This is a genomic window from Halorubrum sp. Atlit-26R (assembly GCF_003666015.1).
Classification (GTDB): Archaea; Halobacteriota; Halobacteria; order Halobacteriales; family Haloferacaceae; genus Halorubrum.
Window position 1 is genome coordinate 63,508 of record NZ_QPLT01000010.1, and the last position, 15,506, is coordinate 79,013.

At 71.4% G+C, this 15,506-nt stretch carries 18 protein-coding genes; 7 read left to right on the forward strand and 11 right to left on the reverse strand.

Going from position 1 to position 15,506, the window contains the following annotated elements; translation table 11 throughout:
- Positions 1 to 86 precede the first annotated feature (86 nt).
- From DVK07_RS12150 to DVK07_RS12160, 3 genes are all read left to right on the forward strand, one after another.
- Positions 87 to 371, forward strand: coding sequence for a hypothetical protein (locus DVK07_RS12150; RefSeq protein ID WP_121597316.1), 285 nt, complete (start codon positions 87 to 89; stop codon positions 369 to 371).
- 99 nt (positions 372 to 470) lie between these two features.
- Positions 471 to 914 (forward strand): DUF393 domain-containing protein, encoded by a 444-nt coding sequence (locus DVK07_RS12155; RefSeq protein WP_121597317.1) that lies wholly within the window; start codon positions 471 to 473, stop codon positions 912 to 914.
- Positions 915 to 962: 48 nt separating this feature from the next.
- Entirely contained in the window at positions 963 to 1,436 is a 474-nt protein-coding gene (locus tag DVK07_RS12160; RefSeq protein WP_121597318.1) for a DUF123 domain-containing protein, read from the forward strand.
- 63 nt (positions 1,437 to 1,499) lie between these two features.
- On the opposite strand, the gene DVK07_RS12165 is transcribed toward DVK07_RS12160, so the two are convergent.
- The 3 genes from DVK07_RS12165 to DVK07_RS12175 all read right to left on the reverse strand — a co-directional run bounded on the left by DVK07_RS12165 (position 1,500) and on the right by DVK07_RS12175 (position 3,304).
- The gene (locus tag DVK07_RS12165) at positions 1,500 to 1,982 is read right to left on the reverse strand and encodes an acyl-CoA thioesterase (RefSeq protein ID WP_121597319.1); all 483 of its coding nucleotides are present in this window, start codon (positions 1,980 to 1,982) and stop codon (positions 1,500 to 1,502) included.
- A gap of 70 nt (positions 1,983 to 2,052) precedes the next feature.
- Complete coding sequence (locus tag DVK07_RS12170; protein WP_121597320.1) at positions 2,053 to 2,511, reverse strand: bifunctional nuclease family protein; 459 nt, start codon at positions 2,509 to 2,511, stop codon at positions 2,053 to 2,055.
- Between the two features lie 67 nt (positions 2,512 to 2,578).
- A complete protein-coding gene (locus DVK07_RS12175) occupies positions 2,579 to 3,304 on the reverse strand; it encodes a winged helix-turn-helix domain-containing protein (RefSeq protein WP_121597321.1) in 726 nt (241 codons plus the stop codon).
- A gap of 128 nt (positions 3,305 to 3,432) precedes the next feature.
- On the opposite strand from DVK07_RS12175, the gene DVK07_RS12180 reads away from it, so the two are divergent.
- From DVK07_RS12180 to DVK07_RS23325, 4 genes are all read left to right on the forward strand, one after another.
- On the forward strand, positions 3,433 to 5,208 hold the full coding sequence (locus DVK07_RS12180; RefSeq protein ID WP_121597322.1) for a TraB/GumN family protein: 1,776 nt from the start codon (positions 3,433 to 3,435) through the stop codon (positions 5,206 to 5,208).
- Entirely contained in the window at positions 5,205 to 5,879 is a 675-nt protein-coding gene (locus DVK07_RS12185) for a metalloprotease (RefSeq protein ID WP_121597323.1), read from the forward strand. Before DVK07_RS12180 ends, DVK07_RS12185 begins: the two co-directional genes overlap by 4 nt.
- A gap of 76 nt (positions 5,880 to 5,955) precedes the next feature.
- Entirely contained in the window at positions 5,956 to 7,029 is a 1,074-nt protein-coding gene (gene purM, locus DVK07_RS12190; RefSeq protein WP_121597324.1) for a phosphoribosylformylglycinamidine cyclo-ligase, read from the forward strand.
- 105 nt (positions 7,030 to 7,134) lie between these two features.
- Positions 7,135 to 7,275 carry a hypothetical protein gene (locus tag DVK07_RS23325; RefSeq protein WP_199719487.1) on the forward strand — a complete coding sequence of 47 codons (141 nt, stop codon included), beginning with the start codon at positions 7,135 to 7,137 and terminating at the stop codon, positions 7,273 to 7,275.
- Positions 7,276 to 7,309: 34 nt separating this feature from the next.
- On the opposite strand, the gene DVK07_RS12195 is transcribed toward DVK07_RS23325, so the two are convergent.
- The 8 genes from DVK07_RS12195 to ilvB form a co-directional block, all read right to left on the reverse strand.
- Positions 7,310 to 7,849, reverse strand: a complete 540-nt coding sequence (locus tag DVK07_RS12195) for a CBS domain-containing protein (protein WP_017342910.1) — start codon at positions 7,847 to 7,849, stop codon at positions 7,310 to 7,312.
- A gap of 75 nt (positions 7,850 to 7,924) precedes the next feature.
- Positions 7,925 to 8,305, reverse strand: a complete 381-nt coding sequence (locus DVK07_RS12200) for a DUF555 domain-containing protein (RefSeq protein ID WP_121597325.1) — start codon at positions 8,303 to 8,305, stop codon at positions 7,925 to 7,927.
- Positions 8,306 to 8,400: 95 nt separating this feature from the next.
- On the reverse strand, positions 8,401 to 9,399 hold the full coding sequence (locus DVK07_RS12205) for an isocitrate/isopropylmalate family dehydrogenase (RefSeq protein ID WP_121597326.1): 999 nt from the start codon (positions 9,397 to 9,399) through the stop codon (positions 8,401 to 8,403).
- Complete coding sequence (gene leuD, locus DVK07_RS12210) at positions 9,396 to 10,064, reverse strand: 3-isopropylmalate dehydratase small subunit (RefSeq protein ID WP_121597327.1); 669 nt, start codon at positions 10,062 to 10,064, stop codon at positions 9,396 to 9,398. Before leuD ends, DVK07_RS12205 begins: the two co-directional genes overlap by 4 nt.
- On the reverse strand, positions 10,061 to 11,482 hold the full coding sequence (leuC, locus tag DVK07_RS12215) for a 3-isopropylmalate dehydratase large subunit (protein WP_121597328.1): 1,422 nt from the start codon (positions 11,480 to 11,482) through the stop codon (positions 10,061 to 10,063). Before leuC ends, leuD begins: the two co-directional genes overlap by 4 nt.
- An 88-nt stretch (positions 11,483 to 11,570) precedes the next feature.
- The gene (gene ilvC / locus DVK07_RS12220) at positions 11,571 to 12,629 is read right to left on the reverse strand and encodes a ketol-acid reductoisomerase (RefSeq protein ID WP_121597329.1); all 1,059 of its coding nucleotides are present in this window, start codon (positions 12,627 to 12,629) and stop codon (positions 11,571 to 11,573) included.
- 25 nt (positions 12,630 to 12,654) lie between these two features.
- Positions 12,655 to 13,371, reverse strand: a complete 717-nt coding sequence (gene ilvN, locus DVK07_RS12225; protein ID WP_121597330.1) for an acetolactate synthase small subunit — start codon at positions 13,369 to 13,371, stop codon at positions 12,655 to 12,657.
- Positions 13,368 to 15,182 carry a biosynthetic-type acetolactate synthase large subunit gene (ilvB, locus tag DVK07_RS12230; RefSeq protein WP_121597331.1) on the reverse strand — a complete coding sequence of 605 codons (1,815 nt, stop codon included), beginning with the start codon at positions 15,180 to 15,182 and terminating at the stop codon, positions 13,368 to 13,370. Before ilvB ends, ilvN begins: the two co-directional genes overlap by 4 nt.
- Positions 15,183 to 15,506: the final 324 nt, after the last annotated feature.

Below are 15,506 nucleotides of genomic sequence, written 5' to 3' on the forward strand. Positions count from 1 at the left end.
TCCGGACGGCCCCCGCGGTTCCAGTCGGTGAGCCGGGCCGCGTCCGGTTTCCACAGACCCTTATGTCGCGGCCACGACCCACATCTATGGGAGATACCGAGACCTACACGGTCACCGGCCCCGACGGTGACGAAGAGTCGTTCGAACTGCCCGCCGGCCTCGTCGACGTGCTCAGCGAGCAGGGCGAGCCCGCGACCGCCGTCGTCTCCGACGTGGTCGTTCAGGCGATGGCCCAGCAGGCGCACGTCATCGTCCACCACAGCGAGGGCGATGTCCCCGAGGACATCGCGGAGATGAACGAGACGGCCGCGGAGCTGTTCGAGGAGCGGTTCGGCCAGCCGCTCGAAGAGGCGCTCGGCCACTCGCACTGAGCGGCTTCGACCCGCCTTTCGACCGATCCGGCCCGTCGAACCGACCGAACGAGTTCGGCTGACGGGGCGCTTAAACCGATGGAGACCCTACTTTTCGGCATGCCTACCGACCCGGACGGCGCGGACGCGCCGGTGTTGATCTTCGACGGCGACTGCCCGTACTGCTCGGTCGCGGCGGTCGCGCTCCGCCGGCTCGACGGCGTGGTCGCGGTCCCGTGGGAGGCCGACCCGGTCGGCCCGTTCCTCGACGCGCAGTTCGGCTCCCGCCCGTTCGCGATGGTGCTCGTCGACCCCGCCGAGCGCCGGGTGTACGCCGGGCGGTCCGCCGCCGAGGAACTGGCGGAGCGCGCGGGCACCCCCGGGATCGTCGGGGGGCTCGTCCGCGACAACTACGACCGCATCGCCGACGTCGTCGGGACGCTCTCCGGCCGCGGCCGCGACCCGGCCGACTTCCACGACACGTACCGCCTCGACGACGAGGCGAACGACCTGGTCGGTTCGCTCCGGGCGGCCGCCGACGAGGCGCCGGCCGCGCTGTCGTGAGCGCGGCGGTGACCGAGCGGTGATCGACGTGCCGGCGGTGATCGACGGATGAGCGGCGGCACCGGCGGCAGCTACACGCTCGTCGTCGCCCTCGCGGAGGACGCGACGGTTACGGCGGGCGCGCTCGGCGAGCATCGCCTCCCGGCCGGCGCGTACGCGTACACGGGGAGCGCGCTCGGCGCGGGAGGGTTCTCGCGCGTCGACAGACACCGGCGGACCGCCCGCGGCGATAACGACACCCGGCACTGGCACGTCGACTACCTGCTCGGCCGCCCGGCCGCGCGGATCGACCGCGTCGTGCGCAGCGTCGGCGTCGACGTCGAGTGCGCGGTCGCCGAGCGCCTCCCGGCCGGTCCTATCGAGGGGTTCGGCGCCTCCGACTGCGGCTGTCCGAGCCACCTGTCCGCCGGCGACGCGCTCGACGCCCTCGCTGAGCGCGCGCTGGCGGCGCACGAGGCCGCGGTCGCGGCGTCGGACAATCCGGACGCGACCGTCGAGGTCGTCGCGGGCTCGGCGGAGTGAGACCGTCCGGACCGCGCCTGGTGCCGTCAGGACCGCGTCCGCTGCCGTCCGGACCGCGCCCGGTCAGAGGTCGTAGCGCTCGACCACCTGCCGCAACTGCTCCTCGCGGCCGTCCATGGCGTCGTCGCGGAGGACTTCCTCGTCCTCGGTCGGACAGTCCAGCGCGGGGACCGGCGTCGGGCGGCCGTCGTCGTCGAGCGCGACGAACGTGAAGTAGGAGGTTGTCGTCCGTCGCGTCTCGTCCGTTCGGGGGTTCTCGGCGCGCACGTCCACCTTCACGTCGACGCTCGTCCGGCCGGTGTTGAACACGTACCCCTCGACGATGGCGACCTCGCCCATCTCGATGGGGGAGATGAAGTCGACGTGGTCCATCGAGGCGGTGACCACCTGCCGGTTCGAAAAGCGCATGCCGGCGATGGCGCCGCAGATGTCCATCCAGTGCAACACGGCGCCCCCGAGCGCGCGGCCGAGGTTGTTCGTGTCGTTCGGGAGCAGCATCTCCGTCATCTCGGTGTGCGAGGAGGCGAGCGTGGCCGTCTCGTCCATACCCGCCGTGGGAGGGCGGGCGACTTGAACGGCCGGCTTCGCCGGCGGCGCGGCGGGAAGCGAAGCCCCCTCAGCGCTCCTCGGAGGGGTCGCCGTCGCCGCCGAACCGGATCGAGTCCTGGGAGCGGCCCGCCTCGTCTATCACCTCGTCGGTCACGACGATCGGACAGTCGACCCGCACGGCGAGCGCGAGCGCGTCCGAGGGCCGGGCGTCGAAGACGAACCGCTCCGGCTCGCCGTCGTCGTAGCGCTCGGCGTCGACCTTCGCGTAGAAGGTGCCGTCGCGGAGGTCGTCGACGCGGACGCGGTCGATGGCGCCGCCGAACTCCGTGAGGATGTCGACGAGGAGGTCGTGCGTGAGCGGTCGGTCGAACGGTTCGCCCTCTAAGGCCATCCCGATCGAGCGGGCCTGATCGCCGCTGACGAATATCGGGACGTACTCGCCGCGCGCCGAGAGGATCACCGCCGGGACGTCGCCGCTCGGCGCCGAGCCCGCGCCGACCCCGACGACCTCGGCTTCGTGTTCCATACGCGAACGTGGTGGCGGCGGCTTGAATACCTGTCCCACGCGCGACCTCCGGGCGGCCCCGGCCTCGTCAGTCCGACGCCCGGTACCAGTACGCCCACGCGAGCGTGAACACGAGCGCGGCGCCGACGAAGAAGACGACGCCGGGCTCGACGAGCGAGACGGCGTACTCGGCGAGCGGGTCGCCGACGAGTTCGATCGCCCCGTCGGTGCCCTCGGCGGCGGTGTTCTGGTCCGGCACGCTCTCTATCGTGGGGCCGTCGGCGCCGTCCGTCGCGCCCCCGTCGCCGCCGGCCGTGGTGGCCGTCCCCGCGTCGTCGCCGCCGGAGCGGGCGGTGAACCGCGACCCGCCGAGCGACCCGACGGCGAGGAGACGCTGGGCCGCGAGCGCTGCGAGGCCGATGATCCCGTAGCCGCCGAGCAGGCGCATCAGCGCGGTCTTGATCCCGCTCGACTCCTCGGAGCCGCCCGAGAACAGCACGAGCGGCTCGTCCGCGGCGGCGTATACGTCCATCTCGCGGCCCTTCTCGGAGTAGGCGGTGTCGACGACGTCGACGAGGTCGGCCTCGTCGAGCCGCGAGAGGTGGTACTGGACGTTCTGGAGCGAGGTGTCGACCTCGTCGGCGATCTCGGACTTCGTCGCCGGGCGGTCGTGGAGCGTCGAAAGGATGGCCCGCGCCGTCTCGGATCCGAGGGCGGCGATGAGGTCGTCGGCCTCGTCGTCGTCGACGCCGACGACCCGGGGCTCGCGCTCCTCGGGGGTCGCGTCCGGCAGGGAGGGCAACAGCCGGGACATACGAACACGTGAGACGCGTGAGAATACAAATTTGTTGGATCGGCGGGAACGCGCGGACGGTCGGGGTGCGGCCCGGAGCCAGCGACCGACTCACAAACCCTAAACGCGGTGACCGAGTACGAGGGGTGATGACAGAGCCGTCACGGGGGAGCGAGGAGGCGCCCCCGTCGACCGACCGATCCCCGCGGGCCGACGGCGGCGACCTCGACGGCGCGCCGCGCGGCGACGCGGCCGGCGAGGGAGAGGTCACGGTCGTCGGGACCGCGCACGTGTCGGAGCGCTCCGTCGACGAGGTCGAGGAGACGATCGAGCGGGAGCGCCCCGACGTCGTCGCCGTCGAGCTCGACGAGGGGCGCTACCGCCAGCTCAACGGCGAGACCCCCGACGACCTCGACGCCGGCGACCTGCTCAAGGGGAACACCGTGTTCCAGTTCCTCGCGTACTGGATGCTCTCGTACGTCCAGACCCAGCTGGGCGAGCGGTTCGACATCGAGCCGGGGGCGGACATGAAGGCCGCCGTCGACCTCGCCGAGTCGCTCGGCATCGACGTCGCCCTCGTCGACCGCGACATCCAGACGACGATCCAGCGCTTCTGGGCCCGCATGACGGTTACCGAAAAGCTCCGGCTCGTCGGGGGACTGGCGTTCGGCGTCAGCGACCCGCGCGTCGCCGGCGTCATCGGCGGGCTCTTCGTCGGGATCCTCGCGGGGCCGGCGATCGGCCTCTTCGGCGGCGCGGTCGGGATCACGACGGCGATCCTGACGAGCGTCGCCGCGGGCGTCCTCGTCGCGCTCGCCGTCGGGATCGCCGTCGACCAGGTCGGCACGCTCGCGCTCTCGCCGGACCAACGGCTCTACGCCGCGGTCGGCACCGGCCTCGCCGCGGGCGTCGTCGCCGGGGTCACGGGCGTCGCGAACGGCGTCGTCTCGACGTACCTCGGTGGCTTCCCCGTGACGGCGATCGGCGGGTTCGGGATCGGCATCGGCCTCGGACTCGTCGTCGGCGCCGTCCTCGCGGTCGCGGTCGGCGCGTTCGCCGGCGGCGACGTCGACGCCGAGGCCGGCGGCATCGAGGAGCTCGACGAGGCCGACCTCACCGACACGGACGTGGTGACGATGATGATGGAGGAGTTCCGGCAGTTCTCCCCGGGCGGCGCGGAGGCGCTCATCGACGAGCGCGACGCGTTCATCGCCCACCGGCTCGTCGCGCTCCGCGAGGCCGGACACGACGTGGTCGCCGTCGTCGGCGCGGGCCACCGGGCGGGGATCGAGGGGTACCTCGCCGACCCCGCCAGCCTCCCGCCGATGGAGAGCCTGGTCGGACAGGAGTCCGGCCGCGGGCTCCCGTGGAAGAAGGCGATCGGCTACGCGATCACCGTCGGCTTCGTCGGCTTCTTCGTCCTGCTCGCGCTCGGCGGGGCCGGGAACGCGTTCCTGCTCCGCCTGTTCGGCGCGTGGTTCCTGATCAACGGCGTCTTCGCGTTCGCGTTCGCGAAGGTCGCCGGCGCGCGCTGGCTCTCGGCCGGCGTCGGCGGCGCGGTCGCGTGGCTGACCTCGATCAACCCGCTGCTCGCGCCGGGCTGGTTCACGGGCTACGTCGAGCTCCGCAGCCTGACGGTGAACGTCGCCGACATCGGCGCGCTCAACGACCTGCTCGCCGACGAGACGCGCTCCGCGGCGGAGCTGGTCTCCGCGATGCTCGACGTGCCGCTGTTCCGGCTCATCGTCGTCGTCGCGATGACGAACGTCGGGAGCATCGTCGCCAGCTTCCTCTTCGCGGCGTACGTCATCCCGGCGATGTTCGGCGCCGAGGTGGGCGGCGTCGAGGACGTCGGGCGGCTGCTCGTGGAGGGGGCGCTCAACGGCGCCGACCTCGTGCGCGGCGCCGTGGGGGGGATCGCATGAGCGGCGGCAGCTCGGTCTCCGGGCGACGGATCGCGGGCCTCTACTTCAGCGGGCAGGAGATCCGCGACCTGCTCGTCGCGTGGCTCGCGCTCGGCGTGGCGTTCATGCTGTTCTTCGTCAACGGCTGGGCCGGGATCGGCCGGATCTTCGCGGCGGGCGTGGTCCCGCCGCTGTTCGTCGCGCTCGCGACCGCCGGGGTCGCCTTCCTCCTCCACGAGGTCGCGCACAAGGTCGTCGCGGTTCACTACGACCAGGTCGCCGAGTTCCGCGCGGACAACAGCATGCTGTTTATCGCCGTGATGAGCTCCCTCCTCGGGTTCATCTTCGCGGCGCCCGGCGCCGTCCACCACCGGGGACGGCTGACGCCCCGCGAACACGGTCACATCGCGCTCGCCGGGCCGGTCGTGAACCTCGGGCTGATGGTCGCCTTCTTCCCGCTGTTCGCGCTCGGCGGAGTCGTCGGCAGCGAGATCGTCACGATCCTCGGCGCGCGCGGCATCGCGATCAACGCGTTCCTCGCGGCGTTCAACCTCGTCCCGTACGGCCCCCTCGACGGGAAGACGGTGATGGGGTGGAGCAAGCCGGTCTGGGCGGCCGTCTTCGTCCCGTCCGTGCTGCTCGCCTTCGGGCTCGTCTTCGTCGTCGGGCTCGGGTTCGGCGGGCCGTTCTGATCGCTCGCCGTTCCCTCCCGCGACCGCTCCCCGCCGGAACGGTGCGCTTTTGCTCCGCGGGCGTGGCCCCTCACACATGACCGAGGGCAACGGCGGCGACGGCGGCGGGTCGGCGGGCGACGACGGGGGACCGGACGACGGCGACGAACTCACCTACGCGGACGCGGGCGTCGACGTCGACGCGAGCGAGGCCGCGACCGCGGCGCTGATCGGCGCGGTCGGGGCGGACACCGAGGCGGCGGGCTCCGGGAGCGAGTACGCCGGCCTGCTCGACATCGGCGACCGCTACCTCGCGCTCGCGACCGACGGCGTCGGGACGAAGCTGCTCGTCGCGGAGGCGCTCGGCGACTACTCGACGGTCGGGATCGACTGCATCGCGATGAACGTCAACGACCTCGTCGCGGCCGGGGTCCGCCCCGTCGCGTTCGTCGACTACCTCGCGGTCGACGAGCCGGACGAGCGGTTCGCCGAGCAGGTCGGGGAGGGGCTCTCCCGCGGCGCCGAGCTGGCGGGCACAGAACTCGTCGGCGGCGAGACGGCGGTGATGCCGGAGGTCGTCCGCGGGCTCGACCTGGCCGGCACCTGCGCCGGCCTCGCCGCGAAGGACGGCGTGTTCGACGGACGGGCCGAGCCCGGCGACGCGCTCGTCGGCTGGCGCTCGTCGGGGATCCACTCGAACGGGCTCACGCTGGCCCGGGAGGCCGTCACGCGCGACCACGCGTACACCGATCCGTGCCCGTTCGGGGACTACGAGACGCTCGGCGACGCGCTGCTCGAACCGACTCGAATCTACACCGATCTGCTCGACCCGATGCGCGCCCACGGCGTCCGCGGCGCGGCCCACGTGACGGGCGGCGGCTGGACGAACCTCGAACGGCTCGGCGACAACCGCTACGTGATCGACGACGCCTTCGAGCCCCAACCGGTGTTCGAGTTCGTTCAGTCCGAGGGGAACGTCTCCGACGAGGAGATGCACCGGACGTTCAACATGGGGACCGGCTTCGTGGCCGCCCTCGACCCCGACGACGCGACGGCTCTGGCCGACGCCACCGACGGGCGCGTGATCGGCCGCGTCGAGGCTGCCGAGGCGAGTGACGAGGGCGGCGACGAGGGCGAAGCGACGGTCGCGATCCGCGGACTCGAGCTGTAAGGCGTCATCTCCGTGATACCGGAGAGAATCGCGCTCACCTGAGAGATCCGGCGCGAAGTGCTGTCGAGTGGTCGCTTATGCCCACTGTCTACCTCCGTTCGACCGATGAGTGACGACGAAGAGTCGGACGGCGAGAGCGGAGACGGCGGCGGTGGCGACGGCGATCCGAGCCACCTCGACGATGTCGAGGACGGCGCGGGCTGTACGGAGATCTGGGAGCGGCTCTCCGAGCGGCGGGAGGAGTAGGGCGCGGTCCGGCGCCGATCGGCCCCGCGGAGCGCTACGACAGCTGCGCGGCGATGTCGGCCTCGGTGATGATCCCGACGGTCTCGCCGCCGTCGGTGACCATCACGGCCTTGTAGTGGTCCAGCAGGTTCCGGACCTCGTCGACGGTCGCCGAGGGCGCGACCGTCGGGAACGACTCGCTCATCACTTCGCTGACCGGGTGGTCGCCGACGTTCTCGCCGGCGTGGACGACGTCGCCCTGACTGATCGAGCCGACCGGCACGCCGTTCTGGAGGACCGGGAGCTGCGAGTACGCCTCCGCCTCCATCAGCTCGACGGCCGCGCTCACGGCGTCGTCCGGCGCGACGCTGATCACGGTCTCGTTCATCAGGTCGGTCGCGCGCACGACCTCGCCTTCCGCCTCCTGGAGGGCGTTGACGATGCGGCGGAGCGTCGAGAGTCGGGGGTCGACGTCGCCGCCCTCGATCCGCGCGATGAGGGGCTGGGAGACGTCCGCGGCGTCGGCGAGCTCGCTCTGGGTCAGCTCCAGCCCGGTCCGGCGCTCGCGGAGGTCCTGTGGCGTCGGCAGTTCCATGCCGACTAATTACTTAAGGTTATTAGAAAAGCTTTCGGCACCGACCGAACTCGCGCCGCCGGGTCGCGGGCGCGTCTACCGGTCCGCGGCCCCTTCGTCCTCGTCCTCGTCTCCCTCGGTCTCGAAGACGTCGATGACTTCGAGGGGGACGTCGCGGAGCGCGCCGCCGACCTCGCTTTTCGCGATCCGCTCTGCGTGCTCCTCGCTGTCGGCGTTGAAGACGTCGATCTCTAAGAGGAGCCCGACTAGGGCCGTGTTCGCCGCGAGGAACGCGGCGTCGAACGGCTCGCCGCAGGCCGGACAGCCGGTGACGCCGGGCTCGACCTCGACGTACTGCTTGTCCGTCTCGTTGAGTCGCTTGCCGGCTTCGCTGACCGCGACGCCGATGGCGTCGTCGGTCTCCTCGACGTCACGGACCAACCAGGCGGCTTCCATCGCGACTTCGTAGTTGCTCATACTCGGCCGGAGGGGCCGCAGGGTTTCCTGTCTTGTGGTTCGCCGGCGGTCGCGATCTGCCGGCTCTCCCGGCGCGAACGGGGTCGAGAACCGCTTTACAGGCGGTCGACGATCGCCGCGGTGACCTCGTCGGTCGTCGCCGAGCCGCCGAGGTCGCCGGTGCGCGGGCCGTCCGAGAGGACGCCCTCGACGGCGTCGCGCACGCGCTGGCCCTCCTCGACGTGGCCGAGGTACTCCAAGAGCATGGCCGCCGAGAGGACCGCGGCCGTGGGGTTCGCGACCCCCTCGCCCGCGATGTCGGGCGCGGTCCCGTGGACCGGCTCGAACAGCGCGTTGTCGTGGCCGACGTTCGCCGAGGGCAACAGGCCGAGGCCGCCGACGAGGCCGGCGGCGAGGTCGGAGAGGACGTCGCCCGCGAGGTTCGGGCAGACGATCACGCCGTACTGCGTCGGGTCGAGCGGGAGCTTCGTCGCGAACGCGTCCATCAGCTCCTCGTCGGCGTCGACGCCGCGCTCCGCGGCGACCGAGGTGACCTCCTCGCGGAACCGGCCGTCCGTCTCGCGCATCACGTTCGCCTTGTGCGCGACCGTGAACTCCTCGTCGGGGTCGCCCGCGGGGCCGCGGCCGTCCTCGACGAAGTCGCAGGCGTACTCGGCCAGCTCCCGCGACGCCGACGAGGTGACGACGCGCGTCAGCGTCGAGAGGTCCTCGGAGAGGCGGTCCTCGTGGCCCGCGTAGACGCCCTCGGTGTTCTCTCGGAGGAACACCACGTCGGTCTCCGGTCGGAGCGCGTCGACGCCCGGGTACGCCTTTGCGGGCCGGACGTTGACGAACGAGTCGACCGCCTCGCGCAGCGGGAGGATGACGTCGGCGGCCGTCTCGCCCGCGGCGCCGAACAGCGTCGCGTCCGCGTCGGCGACCAAGTCGTACGTCTCCGCGGGGAGCGCCTCGCCGGTCGCCTCCTTCGTCTCGTCGCCCGCCTCGGCCTCGACGAACTCGAAGTCGTGATCGAACGACTCCAGCACCTCGACGGCGGCGGGGACGACCTCGCGACCGATCCCGTCGCCCTCGATGACGACGACCTCGTGGCTCACGCGCCGTCCTCCGCGGCGGGCTCGGGCACGTGTTCGTCCGGCACGTACGGCAGCGACCGGGCGGCCTCGCGGACCGCGCCCGCGTTCGCGCCCATCAGCGCCGTGGTGTCCCAGACGCCCTCGACGAGCGCCTTCCGCTGCGCGTCGTGAACCTCCGCGTCGATCACGGTGTCGCCGTAGGTGACCGTCTCCTCGGCCACGTCGATGTCGACCTCGGCGTCGGGGTTGGCCTCGACGTAGTCCTGGAGCGCCTCGATGTCCTCCTGGTCGGCCGTGACCGTGGGAACCCCGAGCGCGAGGCAGTTGCCCGCGAAAATCTCCGCGAACGACTCGCCGACGACGGCGTCGATCCCCCAGCGCATCAGCGCCTGCGGGGCGTGCTCGCGCGAGGAGCCGCAGCCGAAGTTGGCGTTGACGACCAAGACGTTCGCGCCCCTGTACTGCTCCTCGTTGAACGGGTGGTCCTTCTCGTTGTCCTCGTCGTCGAACCGCTGGTCGAAGAAGGAGAACTGGCCCAGCCCGTCGAAGGTGACGACCTTCATGAACCGCGCCGGGATGATCTGGTCGGTGTCGATGTCGTTGCCCCGAACCGGGATGCCGGTGCCGGAGACCTCGGTGACCTTCTCCGCCGGCGCCTCGCCGTCGCTGAACTCGGGCGAGCTCATACGGTCGCCACCTCCTCCATCTCGCGGACGTCGGTGACCTCGCCGGTCACCGCCGCGGCCGCGACCATGATCGGACTCATCAGCACGGTGCGCCCGTCCTTCGAGCCCTGGCGGCCGACGAAGTTCCGGTTCGACGAGGAGGCGCTCGCCTCGTCGCCCTCCAGCTGGTCGTCGTTCATGCCGAGACACATCGAGCAGCCGGGCTCGCGCCAGTCGAAGCCGGCCCGCTTGAAGATCTCGTCGAGCCCCTCCGCCTCGGCGGCGTCGCGGACGCGCTGACTGCCGGGGACGACCATCGCGCGCACGTCGTCGTCGACCTCGCGGCCCTCGACGAACGCCGCGGCCTCGCGGAGGTCCTTCAGCCGCGCGTTGGTACACGAGCCGAGGAACGCCACGTCGATGTCGTACCCCTCCATCGTGTCGCCGGGCTCGACGCGCATGTGCTCTTGCGCGCGCCGCGCCGTGTCGCGGTCCTCCTCGGGGAGGTCCTCGGGGTCCGGGATCGGCTCGGTGATGCCCGCGGTCTGTCCGGGCGTGGTCCCCCAAGTCACGGTCGGCTCGATGGCCGAGCCGTCGATGGTGACCACGTCGTCGTACTCGGCGTCCTCGTCGGTCCGGATCGACTCCCAGTAGGGTTTCAGGCGCTCGAACTCCTCCGGGTCGTCCTCGAAGGCGTCCGTCTCCTCCAGCCACTCGTAGGTGGTCTCGTCGGGGTTGACGTACCCCGCGCGGGCGCCGCCCTCGATCGACATGTTACAGATGGACATCCGCCCCTCCATCCCGAGGTCCTCGATGGCCTCGCCGGCGTACTCGTACACGTAGCCGACGCCGCCGTCGGTCCCGAGCTTCCCGATGATCGTGAGGATGACGTCCTTCGCGGTGACGCCCTCGCCGAGCTCGCCCGTGACCTCGATCCTGCGGACCTTCTGTTTCTCCATCGCGACGCAGCCGGTCGCCAGCACGTCGCGGATCTGCGAGGTGCCGATGCCGAACGCCAGCGCGCCGAACGCGCCGTGCGTCGACGTGTGGGAGTCGCCGCAGACGATCGTCATGCCCGGCTGGGTGAGCCCCTGCTCCGGCCCGATGACGTGGACGATCCCCTGATCGCCGGAGTCCGGGTCGGAGAAGTCGATGCCCGAGCCGCGGACGTTCTCCTCTAACTCCGCCATCATGCTCTCCGCGGCGTCGTCTCGGTAGGGCCGGTCGCGGTTCCCGGTGGGCACGATGTGGTCGACGGTCGCGTGGGTGCGCTCCGGGAACGCGACCTCCTGATCGCGCTCCTTCAGCATGCCGAACGCCTGCGGGCTGGTGACCTCGTGGACGAGGTGGAGCCCCACGAACAGCTGGTCCTGGCCGGTCGGTAACCGAGTCACCTTGTGTCGGTCCCACACCTTGTCGTACAGGGTCCCCTCGCTCATCGGGACTCACCCGCGTGGCGCGTGGGTCGCGTGGCCCGCGTGGATTGCGTGGCCTCGTCGGTCCGGTTCGCGTCGCCGCCTACGCCCATCAGGCGGTCACCTCGGCGCTCTCTTCCTCCTCGTCCTCGCCCGACTCCTCCCACGCGAACAGCCCGCGCAGCTCGTCGCCGACGGCCTCGATCTCGTGGTTCTTCTCCGCCTCACGGAGCTGCGTGTAGGATGGCCGTCCGGCCTGATTCTCTGAGATCCACTCGCGGGCGAACTGCCCGTTCTGGACCTTCTCTAACACTTCCTCCATGTTCTCGCGGGCGTGCTCGTCGACGACGACGTCGCCCTGCGTGAGCCCGCCGTACTCGGCGGTGTCGGAGACGGAGTCCCACATGCCGCCGAGCCCGTCCTCATACATGAGGTCGACGATGAGCTTCAGCTCGTTGAGACACTCGAAGTACGCCATCTCCGGCGAGTAGCCGGCGTCGACGAGCGTCTCGTACCCCTGCTTGACGAGCGAGGTGACGCCGCCACAGAGGACGGCCTGCTCGCCGAACAGGTCGGTCTCGGTCTCCTCGCGGAACGTCGTCTCGACGACGCCGGCGCGCGTACAGCCGATGGCGGCCGCGTACGCGAGCCCCTCGTCGCGGGCGTCGCCGGTCGCGTCCTGGTACACCGCGAGCAGGCCGGGCGTCCCCTGGTCGTTCTCGTAGTTCCGGCGCACGAGGTGGCCCGGCGACTTCGGCGCGACCATCGTCACGTCGACCTCCTCGGGCGGCTGGATCTGGTTGTAGTGGATGTTGAACCCGTGCGCGAACTGGAGCGTGTCGCCCGCGTCGAGATTGGGTTCGATCGCGTTCTCGTACACGTCCGGCTGTACGGTGTCGGGGACGAGGACGCTCACCACGTCGGCCTCCGCGGCCGCGTCGGCGGGCGTCTCGACGCGGAGCCCGTCGCTCTCGGCGGCCGCGCGCGAGGAGCTGTCCTCGCGGAGGCCGACGATCACGTCGACTCCGCTGTCGGCGAGGTTCTGCGCGTGCGCGTGGCCCTGCGAGCCGTAGCCGAGGACGGCCACCGTCTTGTGGGCGATCGCCTCCTCGTCCGCGTCGTCGTCGTAGTATACTGTCGAATCGAACGTCTGGGAGTCGTCTTCGGTCATAGTGATGTTGTGTCGTGAAACCGCGTCAGTCGTCGTGTGTGGTCGGTTCGCCGGCCGTTCCGGGCTTCTCTCCGGGCGCCGTGGGGGTGTCGCCGCGCGCGAGAGCCGTCGGTCCCGTCCGCGCGATCTCGACGATGCCGAACCGGTCGAAGGCGTCGATCGCGTCGTCGATGCTGCGTTTGTCGCCGGTGAGCTCGACGGTGATCGTCTCCGGGCCGGCGTCGACCGTCCGGCCGTCGTACATCTCGGAGACGGCGTGGACCGCCGCGGGGTCGTCGGCCTCGACCTTCAGCAGGACGAGCTCCGAGGTGACCGCGTCGCCGGCGACCTCGCCGACCGAGATGACCGGTTTCAGCTTCGCCATCTGCTTTTCGATCTGGTCGATTCCGGGGTCCGTCTCCTCGACCACCATCGTGATCCGCGAGTGGCCGTCGACGGTCGTCGGCCCGACGGTGAGGCTCTCGATGTTGAACTGGCGCCGCGAGACGAGCCCGGAGACGCGCGCGAGCACGCCGGGCTCGTCCTCGACGAGCGCCGAGATGACCGCGCGCCGCGACTCGTGTTCGGCCTCGACCACGGGGTCGATCCGGATCCCCTCGAGGTTCCGGCGCCCCTCGGGGTGGTCGCGCTCGTCCGGCCCGGGCTGCTCGCCCGGGAGCGGTCGGGAGTCGGCGTCGGGAGTCGCGCGCGAGTCGGCGTCCGAGACGGCCGGCGCGTCGCCGTCGGAGGCGTCGCCGCTCATAGCTGGTCCTCCGCGGCCGCGAACTTCCCGTTCGCGCCGCCGCTCGGCACCATCGGCAGGACGTTCTCCTCGGGGTCGACGTGGAAGTCGACCACGGCCGGCCCGTCGTAGTCGAGCGCCTCCTCGACCGCGGGCGCGACCTCGTCGTAGTCGTCCACGCGCAGGCCCAAGGCGCCGAACGCCTCGGCGAGCTTGTCGAACTCGGGCATCCACGTGTAGTCGGAGGCCATGTGTCGCCCCTCGTAGAAGGCGTCCTGCCACTGCCGCACCATCCCGATGTACTCGTTGTTGAGCACGGCGATGGTGACGTCGAGCTCCTCGCGGACCGCGACCGACAGCTCCTGCATCGTCATCAGGAAGGAGCCGTCGCCGTCGAAGCACACCACGTCGCGGTCCTCCTCGCCCATCGTGTCGGCCGCGACGCGCGCGCCGACCGCGGCGGGCACGCCGTACCCCATCGTGCCGAGGCCGTGCGAGGAGACCCACGTCCGCGGCTCCGAGTACGTCCAGAACTGCGAGGCCCACATCTGGTGTTGGCCCACGCCGGTGGTGACGATGGTGTCGTCGTCGGTCGCCTCGTCGAACGCCTCGACGACGAACTGCGGCTTCAGCGGCTCGTCGTCGGGGGTCGCGTACGTGAGCGGGTACGTCTCCTTCCACTCCGCGCACCGGTCGCGCCACGCCGCAGCGTCGGGCGCCTCGCGGACCGCCGCCGTCAGCTGGTCGAGGACGCGGCCGGCGTCGCCGATCAGCGGGTAGTCGGCGTGGACGTTCTTGCTGATCTCCGCGGGGTCGATGTCGACGTGGATCACCTCGGCCTCGGGCGCGAACGTGTCGATCCCACCGGTGAGGCGGTCGTCGAACCGCGTGCCGACCGCGATCAGGCAGTCGGTGTGGGTGATCGCGAGGTTCGCGTAGCCGGTGCCGTGCATCCCGGCCCACGAGAGCGAGAGGTCGTCGTCCTCCGGAAACGAGCCGATCCCCGGCATCGTCGTCGTCACCGGGATCCCGTACGTCCGGGCGAACGTCCGCGCCTCGTCGCTCGCGTCGGCCTTGATGACGCCGCCGCCGAACAGGCAGACGGGGCGCTCGGCGGCCTCGACGGCGCGCGCGGCCTCCTCGACCGCGTCGGCGTCGGCGTTCGGGTCGGGGTCGGTCCCGGCCGGCGGCGTCGCCGGCCCGGGCGTCCGGTCCGTCTCGTCCTGCGTGACGTCCTTCGGGAGGTCGACGAGCGTCGGGCCGGGGCGGCCGGCGCGCGACAGCTCGAACGCCTCGCCGACGGTGTCGCCGACGGTGTCCGCGCCGCCCGCGAAGTAGTTGTGCTTCGTGATCGGGCGGGTGACCCCGACCGTGTCGGTCTCCTGGAACGCGTCGTTGCCGACGAACTCCGTGGGGACCTGACCGGTCAGCGCCAACATCGCGTCCGAGTCCATGTCCGCGTCGGCGATGCCGGTGACGAGGTTCGTCGCGCCCGGGCCGGAGGTGGCCATACAGAGGCCCGGCTCGCCGGCGACGACGCCGTACGCGTCGGCGGCGTGGGCGGCGCCCTGCTCGTGGGCCATCGTCACGTGCCGGATCGAGGAGTCGTATAAGGCGTCGTAGACGGGCATGATCGCGCCGCCCTGAACGCCGAAGGCGGTCTTCGCGCCCGCGGCCTCGAGGGCGGCGACGACCGACTCGGCGCCGGTCGAGACGGGGCCTGCCCCCTGTTCCTCGTCCGGATCGGTCGGTTCGTCGGTCGCGGCCGCGTCGGCCGGGGCCTCGTCCGCCTCGTCCGCGTCGGATCGCGGCTGTGCTGCTGTGTCGCTCATTGTCGTGGTGGTGTGCGGTGTGCCATCTGGCGGGTTGTCGTGTCGGTCGCTGCGAACGCGTGACGGGCGGGAGAACGCTCTGCGCGTGGGAAACGGCCCGGCCGCCGGCGTTCGGCGGTGCGTCGCGTCGGTGAGGAAGGGGTAGTGTAGGGGGTTATACCCCTACAATAATCGGCGCGACGGCTCCCGGAACGCTCTCGCGCGCCGCGGCCGTGGTGTGCCGTCGCATCTCGCCCGGAGCAACGCGGCCGGGGTATAAATTCCTGTCGGGCGACGCGGCGCTCCGCACGGTGACGGGCGCCGCGGGGCCGACGCTGCCCCCGG

Bases quoted from the DNA above. Each gene is read 5' to 3' on its own strand.
- DVK07_RS12150 (WP_121597316.1), top strand. From the start codon at position 87: ATGGGAGATACCGAGACCTACACGGTCACCGGCCCCGACGGTGACGAA.
- DVK07_RS12155 (WP_121597317.1), top strand. From the start codon at position 471: ATGCCTACCGACCCGGACGGCGCGGACGCGCCGGTGTTGATCTTCGAC.
- DVK07_RS12160 (WP_121597318.1), top strand. From the start codon at position 963: ATGAGCGGCGGCACCGGCGGCAGCTACACGCTCGTCGTCGCCCTCGCG.
- DVK07_RS12165 (WP_121597319.1), bottom strand. From the start codon at position 1,982: ATGGACGAGACGGCCACGCTCGCCTCCTCGCACACCGAGATGACGGAG.
- DVK07_RS12170 (WP_121597320.1), bottom strand. From the start codon at position 2,511: ATGGAACACGAAGCCGAGGTCGTCGGGGTCGGCGCGGGCTCGGCGCCG.
- DVK07_RS12175 (WP_121597321.1), bottom strand. From the start codon at position 3,304: ATGTCCCGGCTGTTGCCCTCCCTGCCGGACGCGACCCCCGAGGAGCGC.
- DVK07_RS12180 (WP_121597322.1), top strand. From the start codon at position 3,433: ATGACAGAGCCGTCACGGGGGAGCGAGGAGGCGCCCCCGTCGACCGAC.
- DVK07_RS12185 (WP_121597323.1), top strand. From the start codon at position 5,205: ATGAGCGGCGGCAGCTCGGTCTCCGGGCGACGGATCGCGGGCCTCTAC.
- purM (WP_121597324.1), top strand. From the start codon at position 5,956: ATGACCGAGGGCAACGGCGGCGACGGCGGCGGGTCGGCGGGCGACGAC.
- DVK07_RS23325 (WP_199719487.1), top strand. From the start codon at position 7,135: ATGAGTGACGACGAAGAGTCGGACGGCGAGAGCGGAGACGGCGGCGGT.
- DVK07_RS12195 (WP_017342910.1), bottom strand. From the start codon at position 7,849: ATGGAACTGCCGACGCCACAGGACCTCCGCGAGCGCCGGACCGGGCTG.
- DVK07_RS12200 (WP_121597325.1), bottom strand. From the start codon at position 8,305: ATGAGCAACTACGAAGTCGCGATGGAAGCCGCCTGGTTGGTCCGTGAC.
- leuD (WP_121597327.1), bottom strand. From the start codon at position 10,064: ATGAGCTCGCCCGAGTTCAGCGACGGCGAGGCGCCGGCGGAGAAGGTC.
- leuC (WP_121597328.1), bottom strand. From the start codon at position 11,482: ATGAGCGAGGGGACCCTGTACGACAAGGTGTGGGACCGACACAAGGTG.
- ilvC (WP_121597329.1), bottom strand. From the start codon at position 12,629: ATGACCGAAGACGACTCCCAGACGTTCGATTCGACAGTATACTACGAC.
- ilvN (WP_121597330.1), bottom strand. From the start codon at position 13,371: ATGAGCGGCGACGCCTCCGACGGCGACGCGCCGGCCGTCTCGGACGCC.
- ilvB (WP_121597331.1), bottom strand. From the start codon at position 15,182: ATGAGCGACACAGCAGCACAGCCGCGATCCGACGCGGACGAGGCGGAC.